The 22,684-nt window shown below is 59.7% G+C and carries 23 protein-coding genes; 9 read left to right on the top strand and 14 right to left on the bottom strand.

Annotation, left to right across the window (positions count from 1 at the left end; translation table 11 throughout):
* Positions 1–93 precede the first annotated feature (93 nt).
* The gene (locus F7P80_RS01030; protein ID WP_210607334.1) at positions 94–1,011 is read left to right on the top strand and encodes a LysR family transcriptional regulator; all 918 of its coding nucleotides are present in this window, start codon (positions 94–96) and stop codon (positions 1,009–1,011) included.
* Positions 1,001–1,378, top strand: coding sequence for a hypothetical protein (locus F7P80_RS01025; protein WP_151042151.1), 378 nt, complete (start codon positions 1,001–1,003; stop codon positions 1,376–1,378). Before F7P80_RS01030 ends, F7P80_RS01025 begins: the two co-directional genes overlap by 11 nt.
* On the opposite strand, the gene F7P80_RS01020 is transcribed toward F7P80_RS01025, so the two are convergent.
* Positions 1,375–2,031, bottom strand: a complete 657-nt coding sequence (locus tag F7P80_RS01020; RefSeq protein WP_151042149.1) for a tRNA-uridine aminocarboxypropyltransferase — start codon at positions 2,029–2,031, stop codon at positions 1,375–1,377. The two genes, F7P80_RS01025 and F7P80_RS01020, sit on opposite strands and share 4 nt — an antisense overlap.
* 698 nt (positions 2,032–2,729) lie before the next feature.
* Between F7P80_RS01020 and F7P80_RS01010 the strand changes: the two genes are divergently transcribed.
* Both F7P80_RS01010 and aspT read left to right on the top strand, forming a co-directional pair.
* A complete protein-coding gene (locus F7P80_RS01010; RefSeq protein ID WP_151042147.1) occupies positions 2,730–5,456 on the top strand; it encodes an aminotransferase class I/II-fold pyridoxal phosphate-dependent enzyme in 2,727 nt (908 codons plus the stop codon).
* A gap of 72 nt (positions 5,457–5,528) precedes the next feature.
* A complete protein-coding gene (gene aspT, locus F7P80_RS01005; RefSeq protein WP_428840842.1) occupies positions 5,529–7,226 on the top strand; it encodes an aspartate-alanine antiporter in 1,698 nt (565 codons plus the stop codon).
* A gap of 50 nt (positions 7,227–7,276) precedes the next feature.
* Here the strand turns inward: aspT and F7P80_RS01000 are convergent, their stop codons facing one another.
* From F7P80_RS01000 to F7P80_RS00990, 3 genes are all read right to left on the bottom strand, one after another.
* Complete coding sequence (locus F7P80_RS01000) at positions 7,277–7,636, bottom strand: 5-carboxymethyl-2-hydroxymuconate Delta-isomerase (protein ID WP_151042145.1); 360 nt, start codon at positions 7,634–7,636, stop codon at positions 7,277–7,279.
* A gap of 72 nt (positions 7,637–7,708) precedes the next feature.
* Positions 7,709–8,554, bottom strand: a complete 846-nt coding sequence (locus F7P80_RS00995; protein WP_240184052.1) for a segregation and condensation protein A — start codon at positions 8,552–8,554, stop codon at positions 7,709–7,711.
* A gap of 145 nt (positions 8,555–8,699) precedes the next feature.
* Positions 8,700–8,903, bottom strand: a complete 204-nt coding sequence (locus F7P80_RS00990; protein WP_054065608.1) for a DUF3460 family protein — start codon at positions 8,901–8,903, stop codon at positions 8,700–8,702.
* 48 nt (positions 8,904–8,951) lie between these two features.
* On the opposite strand from F7P80_RS00990, the gene bamE reads away from it, so the two are divergent.
* Both bamE and F7P80_RS00980 read left to right on the top strand, forming a co-directional pair.
* Positions 8,952–9,455 (top strand): outer membrane protein assembly factor BamE domain-containing protein, encoded by a 504-nt coding sequence (gene bamE / locus F7P80_RS00985; RefSeq protein ID WP_054065609.1) that lies wholly within the window; start codon positions 8,952–8,954, stop codon positions 9,453–9,455.
* Between the two features lie 219 nt (positions 9,456–9,674).
* Positions 9,675–10,340 carry a YitT family protein gene (locus F7P80_RS00980; protein WP_417034283.1) on the top strand — a complete coding sequence of 222 codons (666 nt, stop codon included), beginning with the start codon at positions 9,675–9,677 and terminating at the stop codon, positions 10,338–10,340.
* A gap of 113 nt (positions 10,341–10,453) precedes the next feature.
* Here F7P80_RS00980 and soxZ read toward each other — a convergent pair whose 3' ends face one another.
* From soxZ to F7P80_RS00930, 10 genes are all read right to left on the bottom strand, one after another.
* On the bottom strand, positions 10,454–10,783 hold the full coding sequence (soxZ, locus tag F7P80_RS00975; RefSeq protein ID WP_054065647.1) for a thiosulfate oxidation carrier complex protein SoxZ: 330 nt from the start codon (positions 10,781–10,783) through the stop codon (positions 10,454–10,456).
* 21 nt (positions 10,784–10,804) lie between these two features.
* Complete coding sequence (locus F7P80_RS00970; protein ID WP_151042143.1) at positions 10,805–11,308, bottom strand: thiosulfate oxidation carrier protein SoxY; 504 nt, start codon at positions 11,306–11,308, stop codon at positions 10,805–10,807.
* Between the two features lie 6 nt (positions 11,309–11,314).
* Positions 11,315–12,661 (bottom strand): FAD-dependent oxidoreductase, encoded by a 1,347-nt coding sequence (locus F7P80_RS00965; protein WP_151042141.1) that lies wholly within the window; start codon positions 12,659–12,661, stop codon positions 11,315–11,317.
* A 416-nt stretch (positions 12,662–13,077) separates the two neighbouring features.
* Positions 13,078–14,124 carry a YeeE/YedE family protein gene (locus F7P80_RS00960; protein WP_151042139.1) on the bottom strand — a complete coding sequence of 349 codons (1,047 nt, stop codon included), beginning with the start codon at positions 14,122–14,124 and terminating at the stop codon, positions 13,078–13,080.
* Between the two features lie 110 nt (positions 14,125–14,234).
* Positions 14,235–15,512, bottom strand: a complete 1,278-nt coding sequence (locus tag F7P80_RS00955) for an NAD(P)/FAD-dependent oxidoreductase (protein WP_151042137.1) — start codon at positions 15,510–15,512, stop codon at positions 14,235–14,237.
* Positions 15,512–15,850 carry a c-type cytochrome gene (locus F7P80_RS00950; protein ID WP_058880308.1) on the bottom strand — a complete coding sequence of 113 codons (339 nt, stop codon included), beginning with the start codon at positions 15,848–15,850 and terminating at the stop codon, positions 15,512–15,514. Before F7P80_RS00950 ends, F7P80_RS00955 begins: the two co-directional genes overlap by 1 nt.
* A gap of 450 nt (positions 15,851–16,300) precedes the next feature.
* Positions 16,301–18,370 (bottom strand): methionine--tRNA ligase, encoded by a 2,070-nt coding sequence (gene metG, locus F7P80_RS00945; RefSeq protein ID WP_058880309.1) that lies wholly within the window; start codon positions 18,368–18,370, stop codon positions 16,301–16,303.
* Between the two features lie 149 nt (positions 18,371–18,519).
* Positions 18,520–19,326 (bottom strand): hypothetical protein, encoded by an 807-nt coding sequence (locus tag F7P80_RS00940; RefSeq protein WP_151042135.1) that lies wholly within the window; start codon positions 19,324–19,326, stop codon positions 18,520–18,522.
* A complete protein-coding gene (locus F7P80_RS00935; RefSeq protein WP_054065618.1) occupies positions 19,281–19,571 on the bottom strand; it encodes a caspase family protein in 291 nt (96 codons plus the stop codon). The genes F7P80_RS00940 and F7P80_RS00935 overlap by 46 nt, the downstream gene beginning before the upstream one ends.
* 79 nt (positions 19,572–19,650) lie before the next feature.
* Positions 19,651–20,235 (bottom strand): restriction endonuclease, encoded by a 585-nt coding sequence (locus F7P80_RS00930; RefSeq protein ID WP_151042134.1) that lies wholly within the window; start codon positions 20,233–20,235, stop codon positions 19,651–19,653.
* A 154-nt stretch (positions 20,236–20,389) separates the two neighbouring features.
* On the opposite strand from F7P80_RS00930, the gene apbC reads away from it, so the two are divergent.
* From apbC to F7P80_RS00915, 3 genes are all read left to right on the top strand, one after another.
* A complete protein-coding gene (gene apbC / locus F7P80_RS00925; RefSeq protein ID WP_054065619.1) occupies positions 20,390–21,484 on the top strand; it encodes an iron-sulfur cluster carrier protein ApbC in 1,095 nt (364 codons plus the stop codon).
* Positions 21,485–21,747: 263 nt separating this feature from the next.
* Entirely contained in the window at positions 21,748–22,131 is a 384-nt protein-coding gene (locus F7P80_RS00920; RefSeq protein WP_151042133.1) for a TraR/DksA family transcriptional regulator, read from the top strand.
* Between the two features lie 92 nt (positions 22,132–22,223).
* Positions 22,224–22,628: a group II truncated hemoglobin gene (locus F7P80_RS00915; RefSeq protein WP_151042132.1), complete on the top strand. Its 405-nt coding sequence runs from the start codon at positions 22,224–22,226 to the stop codon at positions 22,626–22,628.
* Positions 22,629–22,684: the final 56 nt, after the last annotated feature.

Raw genomic sequence — 22,684 nt, 5'->3', positions numbered from 1 at the left:
AAGCATTTTTTTTATATGAAATGCTTGCGCAAGAGTCTTGTGCAGGATTCCGCCTCTGAAGCCGTCGCTTCTGGCTATGCTTGCACCATGCCCATGCGAAATCTCCCGCCCAACCCTGAGCGCATCAGTCATCGCCATATCGAAGTGTTCCGTGCCCTGATGCTTGCGGGCAGCGCAACCGGCGCGGCGCAGATGCTGTTTACCTCGCAGCCCACCATTAGCCGTGAACTGGCGCGGCTGGAGCAGCTGCTGGGCTATGACCTGTTCGAGCGGGTGCAGGGGCGGCTCAAACCCACGGCGCGCGCCCTGCGTCTGTGGGATGAGGTGCAGCGCAGCTGGGATGGGCTGGACCGCGTGGTCGAGCACGCCATGGCGCTGGGCCAGCCGCACCAGGCCAGCATCAGCGTGCTGTGCATGCCAGCGCTCAGCCACGCGCTGCTGCCCGGTGCGCTGGCGCGCATGCAGCGCACGCATGGCGAGGTGGCAGTGAGCGTGGCGACGCAGGATGGCCCGCTGTTGCAGGAGTGGATGAGCGCCCAGCGCTTTGATCTGGGGCTGACCGAAAGCGGTGACACACCGCCGGGCACGCGCATGGTTCACCTGCCTGCCATGGACGAAGTGGCCGTGCTGCCTGCCAGCCATCCACTGGCGGCCAGAGAGCGGCTGAGTGCGCGTGATTTTGAGGGCCAGCCCTTTATCAGCCTGGCGCGGGATGATCCGTACCGCCTCAAGATCGATTCTGTGTTTGCCCGGGCTGGTGTACAGCGCAAGATGCTGCTGGAGACGCTGAGTGCAGTGGCTGTGTGCGCCATGGTGCGCCATGGTCTGGGGGTGGCCATCGTCAACCCGCTGACGGCCAGAGCTTGCGTGGACGCTGACATGATCCTCAGACCTTTGGACTTTTCGATTCCTTTTCAAGTCCATATGCTGCTGCCCATGCACCGGCCAGCTGTGCCTGAAGTGGACTGGCTGATGAATGCACTCGAACAGGAGGCGCAGCATGTACTTTGAGTTTGCCGATTCCGAAGTGGCCCAATGCATCTGGGACGAAGGTCGCTTGCAGCTGCGCTTTGCCGCAGCCAGACTGCGGGATGCGCAGGACCCGCGTGCCGATGCCGTCTGGGCCCCCTTGCTGCTCCAGGCTGAGAACGTGGAACCATGGGAAACCGTAGAGCCTGCCGCCTGCATGGGGCGCCTGAACCGCGGGGTGGTGCTGCATGCCAGCCAGCGCATCCAGCAGCTGCCTGTGCCCTGTGAGCTGCGGGGCGTGGTCACCATGGAGCTGGAGTTTGCCCAGGGGGCAGTGCTGCGTCTGCGCTGTGACAGTCTGTCGTTGCACCCTGTACAGGGCGTGGTGACTGCGGCTTACCAGTGCTAGTCAGCGTGCGCAGGCAAGTGTTGCAGTCGCTGGTGCAGCTGCATGGCTTGCTCAAAACTGCACATCAGCTGCTGCATGGGGTGGCTGTCTGCTTGCCAGCCATGCAATTGCGCAAGCGCCAGGGCGGCGGCTTCAAAGCTCGATAGCTGCCCCGGTGCGTGTGCCTTGCGTATGGCATAGCGACCGGCTGGCACATCCTGCAGTGACAGACGTGGCAGCTGCTGCAGCCCAGGGTTCAGATACAGCATCTTGCGGCTTTTGCGCCAAGTGCCATCAATCACTACCAGCCGCAAAGTCTCTGGCTGAGTGAGCCAATGGGCAGGCAGCTCCGGCGCTTGCACCACGGGCAGCTGTGGGTCGGGCGGCGTAGGCGGGTAGAGCAGGATGGCGCGCACCTGCGCATTGCTGGCCTGCTCCGGCCATGGGGCATGCAGCAGTGCCTGCAGGGTATCGGCATCAAATACCTCGCCCACTTCCAGCCTGCTGCCAGGCAGGCACAGATGCAGCAGCCGCGCCGTGTTTTTGGCGTGGCCTGCCTCCATGGGGTGCTGCAGCACCAGCAGCTGCACACGGCTGTGCACGGGCTGCACACAGCTGCACAGACAGGCGCTGGCAGGACGCAGGCAGTGTGGACACAGAGGGCGTGAAGTCATAAAACAGTAGCTTTTGGCGCAGGTGTATCAAGGCTTTGCAGCGGACAAGAAATCAAGAGCGCAATGCGGCGAAAAACAAATGGCTTTGTTGCACTTTTGCAAAACAGGCATTGTGCACAGAGCCTCACGCCCGTCCGCCAACAGCGCGAAATGACCGGGTTACCCATGGATGTGACATATCGTGACGCAGGTAAGGAAATACGTCGCGAAACAAAGGGAAGCCATGTCAACGTGGACAGCAGGGTATCGAGCAGATGTGGGCTATAGCTATGGTTATTACGCGGAAATGAATCCGCTCAGACTGCAGCTCGTATTTTTGAATGCCGGCCTCTTGCCTCCTGTGGTAGGGGCCGCGTGTGAACTGGGCTTTGGGCAAGGCATCTGCACCAATATGCATGCTGCAGCATCCGTGGGTCAGTGGGCATGGCTGTGCCAGATCTCCCTGCACAAGCGGGTGTCTGCATGCACGTTTCAAGTTGGTCTTTGTACGTCATTGGATGACAGAGGGTGGTAGTGGCCGCCTGCATGTTTGTGCGAAATGGGGCAGCGATGCGAGGTGTCAGTCTTGGGCACGATAGGGATGTTCACGCTGCTGCTTCCAGCCTTGAGGAAGTCTTGGTATTGGGGCAGTGCGGACATTTCCAGTTTTCGCTCTGACCTCCCTCTCCCCTCCCTCTCCCCTCGAAAGCAGTTCCCTTATGAGCACGTCCAGAGAAGACAGCCGCATGTTTATTGACCAAATTTTTACCGTTAGTGGTTTGCGCGCAGACCATTGGCGGGAGTTGCTGGCTATTGCACGGAGGTGGCAGACAGGCAAGGCAGAGGGACAGGACGTCAAAAACGCGTTGACCCTGCTGCGCGCCGTGGAAACCCTGCATGCATACCCAGGCACACAGCTGATGACTGCGCTGGAAGGCTATCTGGATGCTGGGCAGAAAGAGGCATTTGTGGCGCTGGCCAGCCGGATTTCGTTTTCCATCGTGGCCAACTATTACAAGGAAGACGCGCGCGAGTGGGAGGTCAACCCAGATCTGTCACAGGCCAGGGCAGAGTTGCCGGGGGTGGCCCAGCATGGCCCACATCGCCCGTATTTTGAGGTGCTGATTGTGGCCCCAGCAGACAGCCCCCGTGTGGCACGCAACGTGCAGCTGCTGCGTGCCCAGCGGCGCGATCAGGACGAGTTCATCTACGAGCCCGTGGTGGTGGGCAGTTTTCAGGATGCTTTCAGTGCGATTGCGAGCAACAGCAATATCAACGCCGTGGTGATATTTGAAGGCATTGGCTTCAAGAGCCACTACCCCGTGCCACAGCTCGATCGCATGATGCGTGAGCTGGGCGTGGTGGAGCAGATCGATGATGAACACCTGAGTCTGCAGTTGGCTGCCGCCATCAACGAGCACCGGCCGGAGCTGGACATTTATCTGATGTCGGACCGCCAGCCGCAGGACATTGCCAGCGACCCACGCTCTACCCATGTGCGCCGTGTGCTGTATGCGGTGGAAGAGCCGATTGAGCTGCACCTGTCCATTCTGGAAGGCATTCGCCAGCGCTACGAAACCCCGTTTTTTGACAATCTGCAGCGTTATGCGCAGCGGCCCATCAGCACCTTCCATGCGCTGCCTATTGCGCGAGGCAAATCGGTCTTCAAGTCTGACTGGATCCAGGATATGGCCGAGTTTTATGGCCGTAATCTGTTTCTGGCAGAGTCGTCTGCCACCACGGGGGGGCTGGACAGCCTGCTCGAGCCCAAGGGCAATATCAAGCATGCACAGGACAAGGCCGCGCGCGCCTTCGGGGCTGATCACTGCTTTTTTGTGACCAATGGCACCAGCACCTCCAACAAGATGGTGCTGATGGCGATTGCCAAGCCGGGCGACATCATTGTGGTGGACCGCAACTGTCACAAGTCCCACCACTATGGTGCGGTGCTGGGGGGCTTGCAGCCGTACTACGTCGAGGCCTATCCCATGAAGGCCTATTCCATGTACGGGGCCGTGCCGCTGCGCCATATCAAGCAGGCCCTGCTGTCACTCAAGGCCCAGGGCAAGCTCGACCGTGTGCGAGCGGTGGACCTGACGAACTGCACGTTTGATGGTCATGTCTACAACACTCGCCGTGTCATGGAAGAGTGTCTGGCCATCAAGCCGGATCTGGTGTTTCTGTGGGATGAGGCCTGGTTTGGCTTTGCCCACTGGTCACCTTTTCTGCGCCCTCGTACGGCCATGGGCGGAGCGGCCAGTATTGAAAAATGGCTAAAGACGCCAGAGGCACTGGCTGCCTATGAAGCACAGCAGGCCCAGCTGGGGACGAACCCTTCCACGGAGACTTTGCTGAATACCCGCCTGGTGCCAGACCCGCGCCAGGTGCGACTGCGTGTGTACCAGACCAACTCCACGCACAAGTCCATGTCAGCCATTCGCCAGGGCTCCATGGTGCTGGTCAAGGATGTGGACTTTGAGTCGATTGAGCCGCAGCTGCACGAAGCCATCTTTACCCATGCCACTACCAGCCCCAACCAGCAGCTGATTGCCTCGCTGGATCTGGCACGCCGTCAGATGGAGCTGGAAGGCTATGGGCTGGTCAATAACGCGATTCAGGTGGCACTGGATATTCGCTACCAGATCAACCATCACCCGCTGATTTCCAAGTACTTCCATGTGCTGGGCGCAGATGAAATGATCCCTGCGGAGTTTCGCGCCAGCGGCTTCAAGGATTTTCTGGAGCCTGGCACGGTATGGAGCGATGCGGTGGTTGCCTTGCGTGATGATGAGTTCTTCCTCGACCCCACACGTATCACCCTGGTGTGTGGCACAGCGGGCTTTGATGGCACCCAGTTCAAGGGCATTTTGGCCGACCGCTTCGGGGTACAGCTGAACAAGACCTCGCGCAATTCGGTGCTGCTGCAGTCCAATATCAACAACACCCGCAGCGATGTGGCGCAGCTCATCCACGTGCTGCTGGAGCTGGCGACCGAGATTGAAACCCATCTGGAGCACGCCAGTGATGCTGAACGTCAGCGCTTTGCAGCACGTGTGGACAGCCTGATGCGTGATGTGCCGGAGCTGCCTAACTTCAGCCATTTCCATGCTGCGTTCCGCAGCGATGTGGGTGGGCAGCCTGCCGTGGAAGGCGACATCCGCCGTGCCTTCTTCCTGAGCTGGGAGCCTTCCAATATCGAATATGTGCCGCTGAACAGCGAGGAGTGTGACCACCGTCTCAAGGAGGGGCCACCCATGGTCTCTGCCAAGCTGGTCATTCCCTATCCACCGGGCTTCCCGATTCTGGTGCCGGGGCAGGTGATCGCGGCAGACACCATTTCCTTCATGCGCAAGCTGGATGTGCAGGAAGTCCATGGCTATGACGCCAGCCGAGGGCTGCAGGTGCTGCGTCTGGAGGACGCAGAAGCAGGTGGGGCCAAAGCTTAGTCACGCATTGACAGGGTCATGCCCCGACATGCTGTGGGCATGGCCGAGATCGCAATCTTGAGGGAGTCAGCCATGATGCATATGTGGCAATGGTTGGTGCAGACACTGCAAGCCCATCCGGAACTGGCAATTTTTCTGACCCTGGCCATGGGTTACTGGGTGGGCGCATTGAAGCTGGGTAGCTTCAGTCTGGGAGCGGTGACAGGCACTTTGCTTGCAGGGGTGCTGGTCGGGCAGCTGGACATTGAGATCTCCGCGCAGATCAAGTCCGTGTTCTTTGTCATGTTCCTGTTTGCCGTGGGCTTTGGTGTGGGCCCGCAGTTTGCGCGGGGCATTGCCAATGATGGAATACCACAGGCCATTTTTGCGGTGGTGATTTCCTGCCTGTGCTTGTTATCGGTCTATATCGCAGCCTATGTATCTGGCTATGGACCAGGACTGGCGGCAGGTTTGCTGGCAGGTGCGCAGACGATCTCGGCATCCATCGGCCTGGCGACCAATGCCATTGGCAAGCTGGATCTGACGCCTGATCAGGTGCAGCAACAGCTGGACCTGATTCCCGTGGCCTATGCCGTGACCTATCTGTTTGGTACCGTGGGCACTGGCTGGATCATTGCTTTTATCGGCCCGAAACTGCTTGGCGTGGATCTGGTGAAGGAGTGCAAGCGCTACGAGGCAGCCATGTCTGCGGGCAACGCGGAGGGTAATCTGCACACTGCATGGCAGCAGTACATCATCCGCGCTTTCCGGCTGGAAACGCCGGGCCTGATTGCCGGCAAGACCGTGGCTGAAGCTGAGGCCAATGCCAACGGGCGCTTGTTTCTGGAGAATCTGCGCCGTGACGGCAAGATCATTGCCTTTGATGAAAACACGGTGCTGCAGGTCGGCGACATCGTCGCCGTATCTGGCAAGCATGAGGCTCTGGTGGAATGGGCCTCGCGTGCGACAGAGGTTTCAGATGCCGAGTTGCTGAACATCCCCATCGAGGTGGTGGATGTCTATGTGGCCAGCAGCCGTGCCGATGGCAAGACGCTGATTGATCTGGCCAACAGCTCGGTGGCTCGGGGCATTTATGTCACCCGCATCCGCCGGGGCTCCATGGGGGTGGACATTCCCGTACTGGCTCAGACCAAGCTCAACCGCGGCGATATTGTCAGCATTCGTGGCACGCAAAAGCATGTGGATGCGATCACCGAAGAGTTTGGTTATGCCGACCGTCCCACCGATGTGACCAGCATGGTGCTGGTCGGGCTGGCGATTGCCATTGGAGGCTTGCTGGGCGCGATTGTGGTGCCGGTAGAGGGCGTGCCCATCACACTGTCTTCTTCAGGTGGTGCGCTGATTGCGGGACTGGTTGTGGGCTGGGTGCGCAGCTTTTTCCCCAAGATTGGGACCGTCCCCAGCTCCACCCTTTGGTTCATGAACTCCGTGGGGCTGAACATCTTTATCGCCGTGGTAGGCATTACAGCGGGGCCGACCTTTATTGCGGGGCTCAAGCAGGTGGGGGCAGAAATCTTCCTGTGGGGGCTGTTTGCTACGGGCGTTCCCATGTTGCTGGCCCCGTTGATTGGCAAGTACATCTTCCGTTTTGACCCAGCCATCAACCTGGGCTGCTGTGGTGGTGCTCGCACCAGCACGGCTTCCGTGGCCATGGTGGCAGATGTGGCCAAGAGCAATGTACCCATGCTGGGCTATACCGTGCCTTATGCCGTCAGCAACACCTTGCTGACGCTGTGGGGCATGGTGATAGTGCTGATGGTCGGCAAGTAGGGCCAGCAATCGACAGCCTACCGTGAGCTGGATGGCTGGTGGTGGCTAGCTTACAGCTTGCCCTTGAAATAGCTGGGCTTGTCCATGTCCACAATGTCCACGCTCAGCTGCACATCCAGAGTAGGCTGTGCCGGAATCTGCGTCTTGAGCACAGCCGCAATGCGGTCCGAGAGTTCCTTTTTGACCTCGGCCGTGCGGCCTGCCATCAGGCGAAGTTCCACGTGTGCAAAGGCGCGGCCCGCGCTGTTCAGGCCAATGCGGTAGTTGCTCTGGCTGGCAATGCGGGTTTTGACGTCGGCCTCGTCGGTGACGGTGGGGTGATGGCAGACCGCCTGGTTCAGCGCATCCATCAGTGCGCCTTCGTTCACGTCTTGCAGGTTGCTGCTGTATTCCACGTACATATGGGGCATGGTGTATCTCCTCAAGGAAAAGCTTGATAGAGCACATTGTGCCTGAGTGGCAGTGTCTCAAAGGAGGCGGATTCAGTCCTGTTCGTACAGGGTGGCTTCGGCATCCAGTACGGGGCTGGTTTCAGCAGGACGGTAGGCCAGGCGCACGTAAATAGGTGCGTAGGCTTCGGCCTGGGTGATTTCAATCAGCGTTTCCTTGCCCAGCTCCAGCAGTGCGATAAAGGTTACGACCAGCACCGTGGCCCCTTTTTCGGGCTCAAAAATGTCTTCAAACGGTACAAAGCGTTTGCCCTGCAGCTGCTTGAGGATGTGGCTCATGTACTCGCGCACACTGAGCTCTTCGCGCGTGATGCGGTGGTGCTGCACCAGCTTGGCCCGCTTGAGAATGTCGCGCCAGGCAGAGCGCAGGTCCAGCGGGCTGACATCGGGAAAGCGCGGCTGCAGGCTTTGTTCGATATAGACCTGCGCCTTCAGAAAATCACGCCCGTACTGCGGCAGTTCATTGATCTGCTGCGCGGCGAGCTTCATTTTTTCGTATTCCAGCAGACGGCGCACCAGCTCAGCGCGCGGGTCTTCGGCTTCTTCCTCGCCTTCCTTTTTCTTGGGCGGCAGCAGCATGCGCGACTTGATCTCGATGAGCATGGCTGCCATCAGCAGATATTCCGCTGCCAGTTCCAGATTGCGGCTGCGGATTTCTTCCACATACTGCAGGTACTGCTGCGTCACCGCCACCATGGGGATGTCCAGGATGTTGAAGTTCTGCTTGCGGATCAGATACAGCAGCAAGTCCAGAGGGCCTTCAAAGGCCTCCAGAAAGACCTCCAGCGCATCGGGTGGGATGTAGAGGTCATTGGGCAGCTTGAACAGTGGTTCACCGTACAGGCGCGCCAGTGCTACCTGATCGACCACTTCGGGCATCAGGTTCGGGTCTTCCGAGGCTGCGGTATCTGGCAGCTTGGTGCTGGCGTTGTCGGTAGAACTTTCGCTCATGCGGCTTTAGAAAGAAGAGCGCCCAGCGCTTGATAGACAAGGGCTGGGCACTAAAAACACCAATAATGTGCCTTTAGTTATTGGTCTGGTACACGTAGGGCTTTTGGGGAACGTTGGCCTTGGCAGCTTGTGCCTGAGCCTCGTAGTTCACCTCCTTGTCCCACAGCAGAGAGCGGCCTGCAAGCTGCTGGGCTTCCAGCTCGGGCTTGGCCTGCTTGAGCTGGTTCAGAAAATCGGTGGTATCGGATGTGTAGTGGGGGCGAGCAAAAATGGACATGGACTGTTAACCTCTCAGGACTGAAGATTCTATCCCCCGACATTACTCATGCAGCTTTTTCACCGAATTACTGCGGCATGTGCTGCCGTAGCCACAACTTTGCTGGGGCTGGTGGCCTGTGATCAGCAGCGCATCAATGCCCTGGAAGAGGGGCTTTCCACGGAAGCCGATGTACGCAAGGCTTTTGGTGAGCCGGAAACCATCTGGCCAGAGCCAGGTGGGGCACGCATTTTTGAGTATCCGCGCCAGCCCATGGGCCACCAGAACTACATGATCACCATTGGCCCGGATGGGGTGATGACAGCGCTGCGCCAGGTGGTTGCGCCCCATGTGTTTGAGCAGATCAAGCCCGGCATGACGCAGGAGCAGGTGCGCCGCATGCTGGGCAAGCCAGCGCAGCGCATGACCTACAACCTCAAGCAGGAAACGGACTGGGACTGGAACTGGATCGACCCACCGAACCAGGAGATGGAGTTCACGGTCACTTTTGGTGCCAGCGGTACGGTCAAGCACACGGCCAGCCGCTTTAAAAGGCCACAGGGCGACCGCTGATGTGGCTGGCCGCATACCTTGCGGCCAGGGGGACATGGTGTAATTGCTGCGTTGCAACAAGGTGTGTCAGCGCTTTTGCCAGGTGATGCGTTGTGTGCAAGGCGCCTGGCATTCGTATGTGAGTGACTGTGGCACGTTGATTGCTAGAGCCTTTGTTGCATAGATCCAGGCGGTGTGGCCACAAGCTGGCATCGCCCCAAACCGGTATTCGCCATGAGCATGAGCACCACCCCTTCCGAGTCTGAGCTAAGTTCTTCTGTTTCTTCTGCGCCCGCTTCTGCGGCCATGCCGGTGGTACGGCATGGCAAATACGAAGATGGTCAGGCCTTGTTTACAGGTTCCCTGTTTGTGGGCATCACCATGATGATGTTCAACCAGGCTGGCCTGCTCACCGGCAGTACCGCCGGTCTGGCCTTTGTGCTGCACTACGCCACGGGCTGGTCATTCGGCGCGATTTACTTTCTGATCAATCTGCCCTTTTACTGGTTTGCCTGGCAGCGCATTGGTAAAGAGTTCACCATCAAGACCTTTGCTTCGGTGGCCATGCTGTCGCTGATTACGGCATTTGGGCCGCATTTCATTCACATCGATTATCTGCACCCTGCCTTTGCCGCTGTGGCAGGCGGTCTGCTCATGGGCGCTGGCGTGCTGTTTCTGGCGCGACACAAGTCCAGCCTGGGCGGGGCGACCATTGTGTCGCTCTACCTGCAGGACAAGTACGGCCTGCGCGCAGGCAAGGTGCAGATGGTGATTGACTGCATCGTCGTGGCGCTGGCGCTGTGGATCGTGCCGTTGGACCGCGTGCTCTGGTCCATTCTCGCTGCTGTGGTGATGGGGGTGTTTCTGGCGGTGAGCCACCGCCCTGGGCGGTATAACGGTCGTTAAATTGATAGCTGTCAGCGCTTGCTGGATAAGCGTTAGATGCCAATTTGATGCATAAAAAAGCCCCGCAGGTGTTGTAGCTTGCGGGGCTTTGTTTTGGTTTTGATGTGCTGGGCTTAGCTGACCGTGATGGTCTTCTTGGCCACCAGCTTTTGCTCATGGTCGTCGACCCACAGCAGCTCCAGCTCACCGCTTTCGCGGGCCTTGAAGGTGAACTCAATGTAGGGGTTGGGCGAGATGGAGGTGCCCAGGTCCCAGACAAAGATGGGCTTGCCCGCCATCTTGGCCTCAAAGTGCTTGACGATGTGGCGGGGGCGGATCTGGCCGGTGGCCGGGTCGGTGCGAAGGCCTGTTTCCATCACATGCTCCATCTGTGCGCGTACGCGCAGGATGTCGCCAGCCTTGGGCTTTTCGTTGCTGACCCAGACGCGGGCAGGTTTGCTCATGCTGCTCATCACCACTCCTTCTTACATGCCGCAGCCGCTGGCGGCTACCGTCACCATTTGCTTGGCCTGCAGCACGGTGCCGCTTTTCATCCGTGCCAGCACATAGATGGTCTGTGACTGGCTCAGGCGAATGCGCACGGCCGCTTCCGCAGTACCTGTATCCGCAAAGAAATACATGCGGCACGACAGCGGCGTGGGGTTGAGCTCGGCCACCACGATCATCTCCTCGCACCAGTCCTGCTCGGTAATGGGCAGTGTGATCTTGGCCTTGACGGGGACAGCACCAGGGTTGTCCGCCAGCACGGGAATATCTACGTGCAGGCCTTCAGCCTGTGGTGTGGCCTTGCCAATGAAGTCTTCCCGCGTCTTTTTGAATTCCGCAGGGTTGGGGGCCAGAGGTCCTACCAGCGCAGGTTTGGCAGGGGCTTGTGCCAGCGCATGGGGCAGGGCCAATGCGGCACTTGCCGCCGCAGCGCCTGCCACCAGGCGGCGGCGTGTCAGGGTGTGAGAAGCTGCTGTGCTCATGTCGTGTTAGATGCCGAGGAAGTCGCTGAACTTGGTGTTAATCCAGGCAAAGTCTTCCTTGACCAGGTCGGGCGTGCGCACATCCATGTCGATCTGGGTCTGGTGGACGTGGCCGGTTGCGGGATCAATTTCGTACTCGAACTTTACCGAAATTTCTTCCTGTGGATCACCATTGACCATCATGTAGCACAGGTTGTCAGGCAGCAGCGGAGTGACCTCCTTGCCTGCGACACGCTGGGAAATATTGGTCGCGACGATTTTGCCAATGTAATTGGCGACGTGGCCGCTCTTGGGATAGTGGCCAAACTGGGGCGAAATGGCGCCCATCAGGTCACCCACAAAGTAGACGCTGTCATCGCTGTTGGCGGTGAAGTAGCGGTTGTTCATGTCAGCCCAGCCCGTAGGCTTGCCGGTCATGGGATCCTTGCCGATCAGATCGGCCCACCAGACCATGTCTGCGGCCTGGTGGGGAGGCATGAGGATGGCATCGTCAAAGTCAAACTCGCCAGCGGCAGTCTTGATCTTCTTCTTGAAGGGGTCCAGCTCCTGCACGCGTGCATTGGGCACGTGGGTGATGATGTCTGGGTACAGCTCTTCGAAGGCCTGCTTGTAGCCCATGCCGATGGGGGCGATCTTGGGCTTGGGGTCCAGAATCAGAATCTTGCCGGGGATGTTGTTCTTCTTGATGTGCCAGGCAATCAGGCAGGCGCGCTCGTAGGGCGAAGGAGGGCAGCGGTGGGGTGGTGGTGGCAGGGTCATCACCAGGGTGCCACCCTTGAAGTTCTTGACCTTGTTCTTGAGCGCCAGCATCTCCTGATTGGGGATGTAGGCGTTGGGGAAGTGGCGGCGTGTGTAGTCGATGGCCTTCTGGTCGTTGCCAAACCAGGCTTCGTAGTCGTTGCGGATACCGCCGGACAGGATTAGGTAGTCATACTCGATCAGGCCGTGGGCGGTGCGCACCAGCTTCTTGTCGCGCTCAAAGCCGTTGACCTCGGTTTGCAGCAGCTTGTAGCCGTATTTGTTGGCGGGGTGCAGCATGTCGTGGTTGACGAAATCGGTGTTCACGATGTCGATCAGCCACTTGTTGCTCATGGGGCCCGACCAGAACGTGGGGTTGCGCTCCAGCAGCACCACGTCGGAATGGGGGATCAGCTCGCGCAGGTAGCGTGCAGCCGTCAGGCCACCCCAGCCACCACCGCAGATCACAATGCGGGGGCCCTTGCCTTCACGGGGCAGGATGCGCGATTGGGGCGTCATGATGGTGGGGGTAGCCAGTGTGGCGATAGGGGCAGCCGCAGCAGCTGCACCCAGTGCCATGGCAGGGGGCGTCATCAGAAAATGGCGACGTTGCATGGTGGAAAACTCCTCCGAGTCGTAAATTCAAAACCGCAGGAGGAGCTGTGTGCTTCCCCGGCGGCGCTTCATCAAGACCAGCGCTGACCTGCTGCGCCACCACAGACTTGCGGTGGCATCAAGAGCAAAGGGAAGCGAACATGCAATGCCGCTGTGTGCAGGTCCCGCCAGACAGTGCGGAACCGAGCGACATATGTATGGCTTCTGCATGTGGCAGAAGCCACATCCCATGCACTCCAACAAACTCAAAAGGACGGGCTTGAGCGTTGAGGTGTGACGTGGTCACACAGGCACGGATGGGAGGAATCCCTCTTAGCCGACACGCGGCACAAGCAGAGCTGTCTGTTACGAATTCTAGATGTTTTAGCCATAAGCTCATGCAGGTATACACGCATGGCACAGCGTTTGACTCTCCTTCAAGCCGCCTTTCTGGGGAGCAGCTTGAGCGCAGCCACCGTACCCAGGCCAATGCCCAGCACGGCTGGCAGCGTGGCCCAGGCCAGGGCGGAGATACCTGTCAGCCCCTGGCCGATGGAGCAGCCCACAGCCAGCACGCCGCCAAAGCCCATGAGCCAGCCGCCCAGCGCACTTTGGGCCAGATGTGCAGGACTGTCAAAGCCCTCCCAGCGTGCAGTACGGGTCAGCAAAGCCGTGATGAAGGCACCGGCCAGTACACCCAGCACCATGGCAGAGATGGGGGCAAAGTCACGGCCCACGGCCACCTGGGTGTAGAGCAGGGTTTCGGAGATGGGGGCGATAAAACTGAGCGAGTTGAGTTTGGCAGGCTCAAAAGGATCGACCTCGATCGTGGCGCTGATCCACCAGCCCACGGCTACCAGAGCACCGATGAGCAGCGCACACACCAGCTGCACAGGGCTGCGGCGCAGGGCAGGGCGGTAAAAAGCATAGAGCAGCAACAGTGCTGCAGGAATCATAGCTGTCAGCGCATATGTGACGGGCGCTGAAAGCCCTTTTTCTATCATGTGCTGGTGCAGCGTGGCATGTTCTGTCGCTGCAGGTGCAATGCCTTGCAGCCACTGGCGCAGCGGCGCAAGCACGCCGGTCAGAGTGGCCTGCGCACCGAGCGCCAGAAACACCACGGTGATGAGTGAGCGCAGATTGCCACCCGCCATCAGCACCAGAGAGCGAGCGCCGCAGGCATTGGCCAGCACCATGCCAATCCCAAAGATGGCGCCGCCAAGCAGCACACCTGCAAAGGAAAAGCCGGGGCGCACGATCTGTGCGTTGTTCAGATCAATGATGCCTGCCAGGTGCAGGCCTTGCGAAGCCAGCAGGGCCACGGCAGCCGCCAGGGCAAATGCCTGCAGAGCGGGCGCATCGCCAGCCGCTTCACTGCGGTCTTGTCCCATGCGCTGGCGAATGCCGCGCAGCAGACAGAAACGGCCCCAGCGTGCAGCCACACCAAACACCACACCAAAGAAAAATGAATACCACAGCAACATATGGGTTCCTCAAACAGTCTGGATGCTACCCCTGGCATGGCAGATGCACAAAAGCCCCGCACCTGTAAGGAGCGAGGCTTGTGCGCGTGCGCAGGGGGCTGGGAAGGCGCTTAGCTTCCCCAGATATCGGTACTGATGGCTTTGTACCAGGCGGCACCGTAGTCTGCTTCTGCCTTGCGGTAGGCGGCATCGGCATTGGCAGGGCTCACACCGCCGGAGCCTGGCACTTCAATCAGCTTGCTGCCATCTGCACGGTACACACCGGCCACGGAGATGCCGTAGTCTGTGCCGATCAGGCTGTAGCAGGTGTTGGCAAAAGCCGCCTGCGGCAGGGGCTTGCCGGTCAGCTCTGCTGCAATGACAGCGGCAGCTACCTTGCCCTGCGTGTTGGCTGCAAAGCCAGACTTGGGCATAGGGGCTGCCTGTGTCGCATCACCCAGCACATAGACGTTCTTGACCTGTGCGGACTCAAAGCTTTCAGGCTTGATGGGCACCCAGCCGCTGGCATCCACCACACCGGCACGCTCGGCAATTACGCCAGCCTTCTGGGGTGGAATGACGTTGAGCACGCTGGCCTTGTGCTTGGTGCCGAAAGCAGTTTCCACTTCGAGGTTCTTGGCGTCCACACGCACGACCTGACCGTCGTCGGACTGCTTGACCCACTCGATCATGTCGCCATACAGCGCCTTGTAGCCCTGCAGGAACAGGCCCTGCTTGGAGAAGCTGTCCTTGCTGTCCAGCAGCAGGATCTTGCTCTTGGGTTTGTGCTGCTTGAAGTAGTGCGCCACCATGGCTGCGCGCTCATAGGGGCCGGGCGGGCAGCGGAAAGGGTTGGCAGGGATGGACATCACAAAGGTACCGCCATCGGGCATGGCATCGAGTTGCTTCTTGAGCAGCAGGGTTTGGGGGCCGGCCTTCCAGGCGTGGGGGGCCAGCAGCGAGGCGGCCTCGTCATAGCCCTCAATGGCACCCCAGCGCATGTCGATGCCGGGCGAGAGCACCAGCTTGTCGTAGCTCAACGCCTGGCCGTTGGACAGCAGCACGCGCTGCTTGGCCGTGTCTACATGGTCGGCACGGGCCTGAATGACTTCCACGCCAGCCTTGCGCAGACCGTCGTAGCTGTGACCAATGCTGTCCCAGGTGCGCAGACCTGCCAGATACAGGTTGGAGAAGGGGCAGGTGTAGAAGATGGGCGCAGGCTCGATCAGCGTCACGCGCACCTGGGGTGCACGTGCCTTGAGGTAACGTGCAGCAGTGGCACCACCAAAACCGCCACCGACCACGACCACATGGGCCGCGCCGCCCTGGGCGCGAACGATGGAGGGCAGCGACAGACTGGCAGCGCCGGCCAGTGCGCCGGTTAAAACACTACGGCGATTGAAAGACATTATTTGGCCTCCTTGCTGAACCATTGGGCGAGTGCCTGAATCTGGGCATCGTCATAGCCCTTCATCAAGCGGGTCATGACGGTAGCGTCCGTTGCCGTTCCAGCCTTGAAGGCCTGCATGCGGGTCAGCAGATGCTGTTCATTGACGCCACGCAGCTGAGGAATCACGCCCGTGGATTTGCCATCAGGGCCATGGCAGTTGGCGCAGGTCCCTGCAATCACGGAAATATCCTGCACTGAAGGGTTGGCTGCAGTGGTCTGAGCCAGTGCTGCAGGAGCGAGCAGTGCAGCAGCCAGCCACAGGGTGGTGCGCACGGCAAAGGAGGAAGAGTGGGGCATGCGATCTCCTGTCGAATGCGGACCGGTTCCGTGGCAGGGCCACGTACCGGCATATCAATGGGGACGCTGTGTTCTGGCGGCAGTCACGTGCCAGCGCAGCGGTGGAAGCGACGGATTCTAGGTAGTGGCTTGCAACCAACAGTTAGAAGCATGTGCAATGTGCATATAAGCACCGCTGGTCGCAGGCGGCTTGGCTCTTGCTGCACGCTGCGGGTGCGTTGCACGTGACCTTGAAAAAATAAATATGTGAGCAGTCCGTGCAGAAAATATAAGCCTTTATGGCAAATTTTCTGATGAGTCAGTCAGTGACTGCGCAACTTGTTTTGCCTTCGTGTTCTGAGAGGGATTGGATCGCGGAATGCGTGAAAAGATGGATGAGTGGCAGTGATGGGCTGCAACAACAAAACCCTTGCAGGCAGTGCTTGCAAGGGCTTTGTGGGGTGTGTGCAATTAACCGATACGCATGCCGGGCTGGGCGCCGGGGAAGGGCTCCAGCACATAGATGCCTGCATCTACCTTGCTGTCGGCGTGGCTGGCCGCCAGCACCATGCCTTCGGAGATACCGAACTTCATTTTGCGGGGCGCCAGGTTGGCCACCATCACCGTCAGCTTGCCCTGCAGCTGCTCGGGCTTGTACATGCTGGCGATGCCGGAGAACACATTGCGTGTCTTGCCTTCGCCCACGTCCAGTGTCAGCTGCAGCAGCTTGGTAGAGCCTTCCACCGCCTTGCACTCGACGATCTTGGCAATACGCAGGTCAATCTTGGCAAAGTCATCAATCGTGATGGTGGGGGCGATCTCTTCGCCACCGGGCTTCACAGCTTCAGGTTCGGGGGCTGCTGGGGGTTCGAACAGGGCTTCCAGTTGCTCAGGCACTACGCGCTGCATCAGGTGTTCGTACTTGCCAATTGCGTGGCCAGCGCCCAGCAGGCGGTCAGCGTCGGCAAACTGCAGTGCGTCGATCTTCAGGAAGGCTTCTACCTGCGCAGCGACCGCGGGCAGCATGGGCTTGAGGTACACGGTCAGCAGGCGGAAGGCTTCGATACAGGTCGAGCACACGTCCTGCAGGCGAGCGTCCATGCCTTCCTGCTTGGCCAGCTCCCAGGGCTTGTTGGCATCCACATAGCTGTTGACCTTGTCGCACAGCAGCATGATTTCGCGGGCAGCGCGGGCCGTGTCGCGTGCTTCATAGGCAGCAACCACGGCGTCTTTTTGTGCACGCAGGGCTTCGAGCAGGGCCTGGCCGTCTTCAGAGATCTGACCCAGCTTGCCTTCAAAGCGCTTGAAGATAAAGCCTGCAGCGCGCGAAGCGATGTTCACGTACTTGCCAATCAGGTCAGCGTTCACGCGCAGCATGAAGTCTTCGGCGGTGAAGTCGATGTCTTCGTTCTTGCCGTTGAGCTTGGCGCCCAGGTAGTAGCGCAGCCACTCGGGGTTCATCTTGAGCGCCAGGTACTTCAGCGGGTCCAGACCCGTACCGCGGCTCTTGGACATCTTCTGGCCGTTGTTCACAGTCAGGAAACCATGCACGCAGATCTTGGTCGGCGTCTTGCGGCCGCTGAACTTGAGCATGGCAGGCCAGAACAGCGTGTGGAAAGTGACGATGTCCTTGCCAATGAAGTGGTACTGCTCCAGGTTGGGGTCGGCCATGTAGGCGTCAAAATCTTCGCCGCGCTGATTCAGCAGGTTCTTGAGCGAAGCCAGATAGCCCACGGGCGCATCCAGCCACACATAGAAGTACTTGCCGGGGGCATCGGGAATCTCAATGCCAAAGTAAGGCGCATCTCGCGAGATATCCCAGTCGTCCAGGCCTTCGCTGGTCGTGCCATCGGGGTTGGTGCGCACGCCAAACCATTCCTTGACCTTGGCGGCCACTTCGGGCTGCACGTGCTGGCCATTCTGGGTCCATTCCTTGAGGAACTCCACGGCGCGTGGGTCCGACAACTTGAAGAAGAAATGCTCGGAGGTACGCAGCTCAGGCTTGGCGCCGGACAGGGCCGAGAAGGGATTGATCAGATCGGTAGGGGCGTAGACCGCACCGCACACTTCGCAGTTGTCGCCGTACTGGTCCTTGGCGTGGCACTTGGGGCACTCGCCCTTGATGAAACGGTCGGGCAGGAACATGTTCTTCTCGGGGTCGAAGAACTGCTCGATGGTGCGGGTTTCGATGAAACCGGCCTTTTTCAGATCCAGATAGATCTGCTTGGACAGTTCGTGGTTCTCGGGGCTGTCGGTATTGCTCCAGTTGTCAAAGGCAATATGAAAGCCGTCCAGGTACTGCTTGCGGCCGGCCGCAATATCAGCCACGAACTGCTGGGGAGTCTTGCCAGCTTTTTCAGCGGCAATCATGATGGGCGCGCCGTGGGCATCGTCCGCGCCCACGAAGTTCACGGCATTGCCCTGCATTCGCTGTGCACGCACCCAGGTGTCGGCCTGGATGTACTCCATGATGTGGCCGATGTGGAAATTGCCGTTGGCATACGGCAAGGCGGTGGTGACAAAAATCTTGCGTTGGGACATGAGGGCCTTCTCGTTGGGCAGTGAAAAGCAACCCAAGATTTTAGAAGCCCAAGCGCGCCTGTGCAGCAAATGCGGCTATGACCGAGGTTGTGGTTTGAAAAGACCGGCTCAAAGTGCCAGTGCCTGCAGCAAGAAATGTCCTGCAATGCTTAGGAAGGACAAGGCGTTTTACGCATGCGCCACCAGTGCATGCCTATGGACCAGATGGCAGGAATCACAAAGCCCAGCAGCGTCTGCCCGGTGACGACCGAGATCAGCAGCACGGCCATGGCGCTAGGCTGGTACAGGCTCCAGATCATCTGGCTGCGCGCCTGGGAGACACTGCTGGCAATCGTAGTGGCTGGGGTGAGCAAGGCCTGGCAACCTGCATTCCAGCGCATCAGCGGGGTGTGCAGAGTTTCTGCCTGTGCATGGCGCTGTGTCTGGCGCAGCAGTTCAGCCAGCGCAGTGACTGCCGTGCGGCTTTCTATCAGAACGATCAGGCCCACAAAAAGCCCCCATGCTACGGCCGTCAGCAAGGCGGGCAGGGGAACCAGGTGCAGCTGCTGCTCAGTCAGCAAGGCCATGCGCTGGAAAAAAGGCTGCAGATTCAGGTCCAGCACGCCCAGGCGGGAGCACATGCCGGCCGAGGCATAGCGCAGACTGCTGTATTCATAAAGCAGCCAGGCGGTGCCTGCGCCGACGACCAGGCTGGTGCCGCTCAGACTGCGAGCCAGGGCTGCGGCTTTGATGGGCAGTCGCGGCTGTCTGGCAAGGTGCTGGCACAGGTTCTGCCAGGCCAAGCCTGCAAGCACCCCGCTCAGAAAAATAGCCCAGGTCTGCCTCTCGCTGACCATCAGGCAGTTGTAGAGGTACTTGTGGCTGGCGCTGGCAACAATGCTCAGCGCAGAGGCGTAGACAAAGGCAGGGATCAGCCATGGCGGCAGGTGGTCAAACGTCCATTGCACCCAGCGCATCGTGCCCCGAAGGCCTGCGCCAGCAGCTGTACATCACGGGCAGGGTTGCGCAGCACGGCATTGCGCTGGTAGTTGGCATTGCCAATCAGCAGCACGTGCAAAGGCAGCTGGCTGTCCTGTGCCTGGGCAGTCAGGGCATGCAGACTGCTCAAGCTGCCAGTAGCCAGCAGCCCGAGGCTGCCAAGTTGCTGCAAGTGCTGGCGGCGTTTGCCGTCCCAGTTTTTGCTGGGGGCAGGTGGTGTCATAAATCACGGCACGCACCAAGTGCCGTAGGTGACAGGCTGCTGACAGCGCGGCAGCCTGTCGGGCCAGAAGTCCTATGGCTCAGGGCTGGGCCATCAGCGGCTTTTGCAGCAGGGTGGCCAGTGTCAGGCCGCTGAGCACAGCGATGTGCTGCTCATCGGCAAAGCGCTGTGCCGTGTCCTGCAGCGGGACCAGGCAGACATAGGCGCAGACCTGGGCCTGCTGTGACTGCATGGCCGCATGCAGGGCGCGCAGGGGCTCGACACCATGGGTCGCGGCTTTCCAGCGCTTGGCTGCCACCAACGTGGTCTGGCCATTGCGCTGCAGCACAAAGTCATAGGCAGCGTCCTTGCTGCGCTGTACTTCGTAGCCTTCTACCACCCATGCACGCTGCAGGTGGTCGGCAAATTCCTGCCAGTTCTTGCTGGCAGCATCTGCCAGCAGGGCCTGCTGCTGGCGGGGGGTGGGCTGGTCATACTGGCGTACAAAGGCCACAAAGCCCAGTACCCAGAAGGGCAGTGAGCCCAGAATGGCCACCATCTTGTAAGGCGTTGGCACCAGGGCAGCAGCCAGCAGTGCCCAGACGGCACCGACCAGAAAGCTCACCCACCAGCGTGAGCGCAGCAAGATGGCAAACAGGGAGTTTTCGGCCATTTTGAATTTCATGGCAGGCAAATCTTTCTCAAGGCTAGAAGAGGCAATGGGGGCGCAGCATGCACCAAAAGGACAAGAACCCGTTCACCACATGGGTTGAAGGGCTTCGATAGACTTCAGGGCTCTGATTTTCTCAGACCCACCTAACCACAAGTACTACAACGACATGTCTCTTACCGAACAAGGCTTGTTGGCCGCGCTGGCCACTGTGATCGATCCTCATACAGGCAAGGATTTTGTAAGCACGCGCGCCGTGCGCAATGTGCAAATCAGCGGCAGTGACGTGGCGTTTGACGTAGAGCTGGGCTATCCCGCCAAAAGCCTGGTTGCCGATTATCGCAAGCAACTGATTGCTGCCGCCAAGACCTTGCCCGGGGTGGAAAACGTGTCCGCCAACGTCTACACCAAGGTGCAGGCCCATGCCGTGCAGCGCGGCGTGCAGCTGGTGCCCGGGGTGAAGAACATCATTGCCGTGGCGTCTGGCAAGGGCGGTGTGGGCAAGTCCACCACCACGGCCAACCTGGCACTGGCGCTGGCCGCCGAAGGCGCGCGCGTAGGGGTGCTCGATGCAGACATCTACGGCCCCAGCGTGCCCATGATGTTTGGCGTCAATGGCAAGCCCGAGAGCGCTGACGGCAAGACCATGGAGCCGCTGGAAAACTACGGCGTGCAGATCATGTCCATTGGCCTGCTGCTGAACAACCCCAATGAAGCCATGATCTGGCGCGGCCCCATGGCAACGCAGGCGCTGGAGCAGATGCTGCGCGCCACCAACTGGAAGGATCTGGACTACCTCGTGATCGACCTGCCTCCAGGCACCGGCGACATCCAGCTGACCCTGAGCCAGAAGGTGCCCATGACCGGCTCCGTGGTTGTGACCACACCTCAGGACATCGCCTTGCTGGACGCACGCAAGGGCATCAAGATGTTTGAAAAGGTGGGGGTGCCTATCCTGGGCCTGGTGGAGAACATGGCCATGCACGTGTGCAGCAACTGTGGCCATGTGGAGCACATCTTCGGCCAGGACGGCGGCAAGCAGCTGGCTGCAGAGTGGGGGATTGACTTCCTGGGCTCCCTGCCTTTGTCCATGCAGATCCGCGAGCAGGCGGACAGCGGCATGCCGACCGTGATGGCTGCCCCCGACAGCGAAGCTGCGCAGATCTACAAGAAGCTGGCCCGTGATGTGGCCGTGAAGATCGCCAGCAAGGCCAAGGACTTCTCGGCCAAGTTCCCCACCATCACCATCAGCAAGAACACCTGATGTGAGCGGTGTGCGCTGCAGCCTCTGCAGTCGCTCGATACAGCATGCGCCCTGGCTTTGCCGGGGCGTTTGTTTTTTCGGATCTGGTGCTGCTCTTTTAGCTATAGCTGCCAGCGCTTGAATTTACTGGGTTTCAGATAGAAAACATTCTGAAATTTAAGCATTGCAAGCGCTAGATGCTTGTTTTTTCATAGTTTTTGTGCTGGCTCAAACCCCGTGTCGCCCCCATTGCATCCAACCGGGTTCCGGCGCATGCTGGGGGCATGACACGCTTGAATACCACCCAGATCCAGGCGCTGGAGCACATCCTGCACCAGCGTGAACAGCAGCTGCAGCAGGAAATTGCCGCCGTCCATGCAGAAAACGCCCAGCAGGCCCAGGCACTGGAAGACTTGCCGCCCGAGCCTGATGCCAACCAGAGCGGTGCCTCAGCCGCACGCGAGGTGCGCCACGCCGAGCGCATGCGTGACCAGCAGGAACTGCACGACGTACGCGCCGCCTTGCAGCGCATCGCCGATGGCAGCTACGGCGAATGTCTGGACTGCGGCAAGTACATCGCCGCGGCACGCCTGCAGGCCTTTCCCACAGCCAAGCGCTGTATCGATTGCCAGACCGCACACGAAGCCCAGAAGCGCCGTCTGGCATGACCCTGGCCTGGCAGCCACAGCGCACAACTGGCACACTTGACACAGACAGTCTGCCATTTCGGTGGGCTGCTTGTTTTTGAGTCTTGTGTGTCATGCAGATTGAAGAAAAACCACCATTTGATACGCCCTTTGAATGGATGGGCGGCGAAGAGCCAGTGCGCCGGCTGGTGGACCGTTTCTATGACCTGATGGATCTGGAGCCCGGCTACAAGGAGCTGCGCGCTGCGCATGGCTCCACGCTGGAGGATGCGCGCCAGAAGCTGTTCTGGTTTCTGTGCGGCTGGCTCGGCGGTCCTGATTACTATGTCGAGCGCTTTGGCCATCCACGCCTGCGCATGCGCCACATGCCGTTTTCCATCGGCATTCAGGAGCGTGACCAGTGGGTGGCGTGCATGGATCAGGCCATGCTGGAAACCGAAGTGCCCGAGGCACTGCGCACACGTCTGCGCCACAGCTTCATGCAGACCGCGGACTGGATGCGCAACCGCGGCGTGTAAGCAACGCCCTGCTGCCAGCGGTTGGTGATGCTTCAGGCGCTGGATAAGATGCCCTT

This window comes from Comamonas kerstersii, from assembly GCF_008801935.1.
GTDB classification, from domain to species: Bacteria; Pseudomonadota; Gammaproteobacteria; order Burkholderiales; family Burkholderiaceae_C; genus Comamonas; species Comamonas kerstersii.
The sequence above is the reverse complement of the archived record's forward strand: the minus strand, read 5'-3'. Positions and strand labels throughout refer to the sequence as shown.